This is a genomic window from Microvirga pakistanensis (assembly GCF_004458765.1).
GTDB lineage: Bacteria > Pseudomonadota > Alphaproteobacteria > Rhizobiales > Beijerinckiaceae > Microvirga > Microvirga pakistanensis.
Genome location: NZ_SPJX01000327.1, coordinates 1 through 223 on the forward strand (window position 1 = coordinate 1; position 223 = coordinate 223).

At 63.2% G+C, this 223-nt stretch carries 1 protein-coding gene; it reads left to right on the top strand.

The genetic code is table 11. The features are described from left to right. Nucleotides 1-13 precede the first annotated feature (13 nt). The coding region (locus E4K09_RS29835) for a hypothetical protein (RefSeq protein ID WP_204985749.1) at nt 14-223 on the top strand (210 nt) is incomplete at its 3' end.

Below are 223 nucleotides of genomic sequence, written 5' to 3' on the forward strand. Positions count from 1 at the left end.
AGCGGGACTCGGCTTGGCCGTCCTCTCCCGCCCGGAGACGATGCATCAAGCGGCCTCCCTGACATCAAAGACAGTTTCCATCATGCTCGCATCTCTTCAAGATCGGCGGGAAGGCCCGGTAAGCGGCTCCCGTCGTCGTACCATCTTCGTCCTACTGATGCTCTGCGCAGTCATGTCCCTGGCAGGAACCGACCTCATCCTGCCCGCGGTGCCTGCGCTGCCG